This is a genomic window from Rhodoblastus sp. (genome assembly GCF_041915505.1).
Taxonomy (GTDB): domain Bacteria; phylum Pseudomonadota; class Alphaproteobacteria; order Rhizobiales; family Beijerinckiaceae; genus Rhodoblastus.
Genome location: NZ_JAYSBG010000241.1, coordinates 1 through 5,553, shown reverse-complemented (window position 1 = coordinate 5,553; position 5,553 = coordinate 1). Strand labels below are relative to the sequence as shown.

Here is a 5,553-nt window from a genome sequence, read left to right as displayed (position 1 = left end):
CGCCTTGCCGGACCGAATCGACAAAAGGCTGTTGTTCCGCTGTTCGGCCTTCGCCGCCGCGCTCTGCACCGGCGCCGCCGCTTTGTTGCCGCCGGTTTCGCCGCTGGCGCCGGTTCTGCGCTTCCTTACCGGGATCAGCCTCGCGGGGGTCTATCCGGTCGGCATGGCCATGGCCGCGACCTGGGCGCGGGGCGATCTCGGGCTGCTGATCGGCCTGTTGGTCGGCGCGCTGACGCTGGGGTCCGCCTCGCCCCATCTGGCGGCGGCGGTCGGTGGGCTCGACTGGCGCGGGCCGATCCTGTTCGCCAGCGCCGGGGCGCTGCTCGCCGCCCTGTTTGCCGGCTTTATCGGGCTGGGGCCCAATGTCGCGCGGGCGCCGGAATTCCACTGGTCCAATGTGCTGTTGGGCTGGCGCTCGGTTCCGCTGCGCCTCGCCAATTTCGGCTATTTTGGCCATATGTGGGAGCTTTACGCGATGTGGGCCTGGATCGGGGCCTTTGTCGCCGCGAGCTTTCACGCCCGCTATGGCGACGCGCCGCCGCTGCATCCGGCGCTCGCCACTTTTCTGATCGTCGGCTCGGGCGCGCTGGGCGCGCTGCTCGGCGGCTTTTTCGCCGACCGGCTCGGGCGCACTTTGGTCACCAGCGTCGCCATGGCGGTTTCCGGCCTGTGCTGCCTGCTGATCGGCTTCGCCTTTGCGGGTCCGGCCTGGGCGGTGCTGGCGGTCGGCTTCGTCTGGGGCGTCAGCGTGATCGCCGATTCGGCGCAATTTTCCGCCTCCACGGTGGAGCTTTGCGAGCCGAGCCTGCGCGGGGCCATGCTCACCGCGCAAACCTGCGTCGGCTTCCTGCTGACCCTGATCAGCATTCACCTCATGCCCTATGCGGTCGACGCGCTCGGCTGGCGCTATGCTTTCGCGACGCTGGCCATCGGGCCGTTCCTCGGCGTCTGGGCGATGCTGGCGCTGCGCGAACGGCCGGAAGCCGAAGCCATGGCGGGCGGCCGGCGGTAAAATTCACTTCCCATCGTAGAAAATGCGATAGAGCGCGCCCTCCTGATCGTCCGAGACGATCAGCGACCCGTCCGGCAATTCGGCCAGAGCGACCGGGCGGCCGGAATAGGAGCCGTCGCCCTTGTTCCAGCCTTCGGCGAAGGGGACGGCCGGGCCCGGCTTGCCGTCGTGGAAGGGAACGAACATCACGCGCGCGCCGATCGGGACGCTTCGGTTCCACGAGCCGTGCTGGGCGATGAAGATCCCACGCCAATCGGCGGGAAAAGACGCGCCCTGGGTGAAGATCATGCCGAGGTCGGCGGCATGGGCGGTGAGTTCGATTTCCGGGAAAACCGCATCAGGCGGCGGCGTTTCGTCGGCCCATAGTTTGGTGCGGACATGGCCGCCGCCATACCAGGGAAAGCCGAAATTCAGGCCCGGCCGCGGCGCCTTGTTCAGCTCTTCCGGCGGAATGTCGTCGCCCATGCCGTCGACCTGATTGTCGGTGAACCACAGCACGCCGGTCTGCGGTTCGAAATCCAGCCCGACGCTGTTGCGGATTCCGTCCGCGAAAATCTCCCGATTGCCGCCGTCCTGGTCGAAGCGGACGATGCCGCCCATGCCCCATTGGACGAAGACCTTCTGCTCGGCCTTGGTCGGGACATTGGTCGGCTGGCCGACGGCGACATAGAGCTTGCCGTCCGGCCCGATCCGGCAGACGCGCATACCGTGGCCCTGCTTTTTTTCATCCGCCGGGATCAGCGCGCCGGGGGCGACGATGGTTTGCGGATTGGCCTCGTCCCAGCCGCCGCCGGGGCGGGGGGCGAAGCGCAGGATGCGGTCGAAAGTCGCGAGGAACAAAGTTCCGTCGGGCGCGAAACAGGGGCCGTTGGGCAGAGTGAATTTCCGGCCGGGGGCGAAGGGTTCGACCGATTCGGCGCGGTCCGGCCCCAGCGCGACCCGGTAGACCTTGTCGCCCGACGAGCCGACGATCAGCGTCTTGCCGTCCGGCGACAGCGCGAGGCCGCGCGCATTGGGCGCGAGGCCGTAAAGCGCAATATGAAAGCCGGGCGGCAGGCTGATCTTGGCGAGGGTCGCGCGCAGCGTCGCGGCATGGTCGGCGCGGGAGCAGCCCCCCGCCAGAACGGCGAGGCCGGCGGCCAAAGCCGTGAAAAGCACAGGCGAACGCCGCATCGGCCGGACCTCGCATGAAAAAGCCGCTCCGACTATGCGGGGCGGCCGGTTGTTTGTCGAGGCGGGCGCGCGCCGGCTCGCAGCGAGGCGACGCGCTGTCTCAGAGCGAATCGCTGTAGCGCGCGAGATCGCGCGGCGCGGATTGCGCCAAAGCGTCGCCGCGGCCCGACAGGCTCGGATTGGTCATGAAATAATTCTGCGCGTTGAAGGGCTCTTCGTTCTCCGCGAGGACGACGCGGCGGCTGGTCCCGTCTTCCAGAACGTCCCAGCTCTGCTCATTGTCGAGCAGATTGGCGAGTAGAACCTGGTTCAGCACCTGTTCGTGCATGGTCGGGTTTTCGATCGGGAACAGCGTTTCCACGCGGCGGTCGAGATTGCGCGGCATCAGATCGGCGGAGGAAATATAGACCGACGCCTCGGCGTGGGGCAGCTTCTTGCCGCCGCCGAAGGCGTAGATGCGCGAATGTTCCAGAAAACGCCCGATGATTGACTTCACTTTGATATTCTCGGACAGGCCCGGCACGCCCGGACGCAGGCAGCAGATGCCGCGCACCACCAGCTCGATCTTCACGCCGGCCTGGCTCGCCTCATAGAGCGCGTCGATGATTTCCGGATCGGCCAGCGAATTGCACTTGCCCCAGAAGGCCGCCGGCTCGCCGCGCCGGGCGAACTCCATCTCCCGCTTGAGGTGATCGAGCAGGCGCTTCTTGATATTGCCGGGCGAGATCGACAGGCGCTCGAGCGGCGCGAGGGCGCCGTTGCCGCTGATGAAATTGAAGATTTTCGCCACGTCGCGGCCATAGACCGGCTCGTCGGTGAAGGCCGAGAGGTCGGTATAGATGCGCGCGGTGATCGGGTGGTAATTGCCGGTGCCGATATGGCAATAAGTGACGATCTCGCCGTTTTCCTCGCGCGCGACCATCGACAATTTGGCGTGGGTCTTCAATTCGGCGAAACCGAACACGACCTGGACGCCGACGCGCTCCATGGTCTGCGCCCAGCGGATATTGGCCTCTTCGTCGAAGCGGGCCTTGAGTTCGATCAGAGCGGTGACCGACTTGCCGGCCTCCGCCGCCTCCATCAGCGCCGCGACGATCGGGCTGTTGGAGGAGGTGCGATAGAGCGTCTGCTTGATCGAGATCACCTTGGGGTCGCGCGCCGCCTGCTGCAGCATTTGCAGCACGACGTCGAACGCCTCATAGGGGTGGTGGACGATGAAGTCCTTGTTTTGGATCGCGGCGAAGCAATCGCCTTCGAATTCGCGCACGCGCTCGGGATAGCGCGGCGCGAAGGGCGTGAATTTCAGCTCGGGGCGCTCGGCGCCCACCACCTGCGACAGGGTCGCCAGCGCGAGCTGGTCCTGCACGGCGAGGTCGCCGAGCGACGACAGCTTCAACTGGCTGGCGATGAAATCGCGCATCGCCGGCGGCGTCTGCGGGCTGAATTCGACGCGGATCACATTGCCGCGCCGGCGTTCGCGCAGAGCCTTGGCGAAGCTTTCGACCATGTCGTCGGCATTGTCGGCGTCCCCGGCGAATTCGATGTCGAGGTCGCGCATGACGCGGAACAGGCCGGCGCTGGCGAAGTCGCATTCCGGGAAGAGGCGGTCGGCATGGGCCGTGACGATGTCTTCGAGCGTGGCGAACCGGGTTTGCGCCGCTCCGGTCGCGGGCAGGGCGACAAAGCGCTTGAGATTGGCCGGCAGCCGGATCAGGCCGCAGAACGATTTCTCGATGTCCCGGCGATGGACGTCGAGCGCCACCGACAGTTCGAGATTGGGAATGAAGGGGAAGGGATGGGTCGGGTCGATGGCGATCGGCGTGACGGCGAGGAAGACGTTATGGAGGAAATGATCCTCCATCGCCTTGGCGTCGGCCTCGGTCCAGGCGCTGCGCGGGACCACCGCGACGCCGACCTGTTCCAGCTTCGCCCGCAGCCCGCGCCAGGCGGCGAGCTGATCGGCGGTCATGGCCTCGACCTGGCGGCGGCTCTCGGAGAGAAGCTGCGACAGGCTCAGGCCGTCGAAACTCACGGAATCGACGCCGGCCTCGAGCTGTTCGATCACGCCCGAGACGCGCACGTTGAAGAATTCGTCGAGATTGTTGGCGGAAATGGACAGGAAACGCAGGCGCTCCAGCAAGGGATGGCGTTCGTTCAGCGCCTCTTCGAGCACGCGGCGGTTGAAGGCCAGCCAGGACAATTCGCGATTGACGAAACGCGCGGGCGAAGCGGCCAGCCCCGCGCCCTTGGCGTCGTCGCGTTTGGTCTCGGCGTCCGCAAGGTCCGGGGTTTGCGCCAAATCGTCCATTGTGGATCTCCGCCGGTTCTGAACGTCATGCCGAAGCGGCGTCGCGCGGAATGCGCCGGGCGCCGCGGCGCGCCACTCCATCACTTCCATATTACAAAGATGCGACAAGGGTTTGATACGAAAAACCGCCCGGCTTGCGGCCGGGCGGCAATGGAATAGCGGCGTCGCGGAAGTCAGAGCCTCGCGGCGTGCCAGGCGATATGGTCGGCCATGAAGGTCGAGATGAAATAATAGGAATGGTCGTAGCCGTCGCGCATGTTGAGGACCAGCGGAATCCCGGCCTTGGCGCAGGCCTCCTCCAGCAGCCAGGGCCTGAGGCCGTCCTTCAGGAAATTGTCGGACGTCCCCTGGTCGACCAGGAATTCCTTGAAGCGCGCGCCATCCTCGATCAGCAAAGTGGAATCATAGGGCCGCCACGTCTTCTCGTCGGGACCGAGATATTTCTCCAGCGAAGGTCGCGACCAGCCGGCCGTCGAGGGCTGCGCGATCGGCGCGAAAGCCGAGCAGCTTTTGAAACGGTCGGGATGTTTCAGGGCGATGGTGAACGCGCCATGGCCGCCCATCGAATGGCCGAAAATGCCCTGGCGGCTCATGTCGGCCGGAAAATGCTCCGCGATCAGCGCCGGCAATTCCTCCGTGACATAGGAATACATCCGGTAATTCTTGGAATAGGGCTCCTGGGTGGCGTCGACATAGAAGCCGGCGCCCGAGCCGAACTGCCAATTATCCGGCTCGTCCGGCACGTCGGGGCCGCGCGGCGAGGTGTCGGGAGCGACGATGATGACGCCATATTTGGCGGCCGCAGCGCGGAACTCGCCCTTTTCGGTGACATTGGCGTGGGAGCAGGTCAGGCCGGACAAATACCACAGCACGGGCGCGGGGCCGCGCTCGGCCTGCGGCGGCGTGAAAACCGAAAAGGTCATCGCGCATTTCGTCTCGCGCGAATCGTGGCGATAGACGCCCTGAACGCCGCCGTGCGACTTGTTGGTCGAAACAATCTCCATCATCGAACTCCAGGCGGAAAGGCAAGCGGAACAAGCAGCAAAGGAATGCGCCGGGG

The 5,553-nt window shown here is 65.7% G+C and carries 4 protein-coding genes; 1 reads left to right on the top strand and 3 read right to left on the bottom strand.

From position 1 onward, the window contains the following. A partial coding sequence (locus ACE3S9_RS14055) for an MFS transporter (protein WP_374547101.1) occupies positions 1-1,012 on the top strand: 1,012 nt, incomplete at its 5' end. A gap of 3 nt (positions 1,013-1,015) precedes the next feature. Here ACE3S9_RS14055 and ACE3S9_RS14050 read toward each other — a convergent pair. The 3 genes from ACE3S9_RS14050 to fghA all read right to left on the bottom strand — a co-directional run bounded on the left by ACE3S9_RS14050 (position 1,016) and on the right by fghA (position 5,497). After that, a complete protein-coding gene (locus tag ACE3S9_RS14050) occupies positions 1,016-2,185 on the bottom strand; it encodes a sorbosone dehydrogenase family protein (protein ID WP_374547100.1) in 1,170 nt (389 codons plus the stop codon). Positions 2,186-2,285: 100 nt separating this feature from the next. Then, on the bottom strand, positions 2,286-4,493 hold the full coding sequence (locus ACE3S9_RS14045; protein ID WP_374547098.1) for an RNA degradosome polyphosphate kinase: 2,208 nt from the start codon (positions 4,491-4,493) through the stop codon (positions 2,286-2,288). 173 nt (positions 4,494-4,666) lie between these two features. Then, the gene (gene fghA / locus ACE3S9_RS14040; RefSeq protein WP_374547096.1) at positions 4,667-5,497 is read right to left on the bottom strand and encodes an S-formylglutathione hydrolase; all 831 of its coding nucleotides are present in this window, start codon (positions 5,495-5,497) and stop codon (positions 4,667-4,669) included. Positions 5,498-5,553 lie beyond the last annotated feature (56 nt).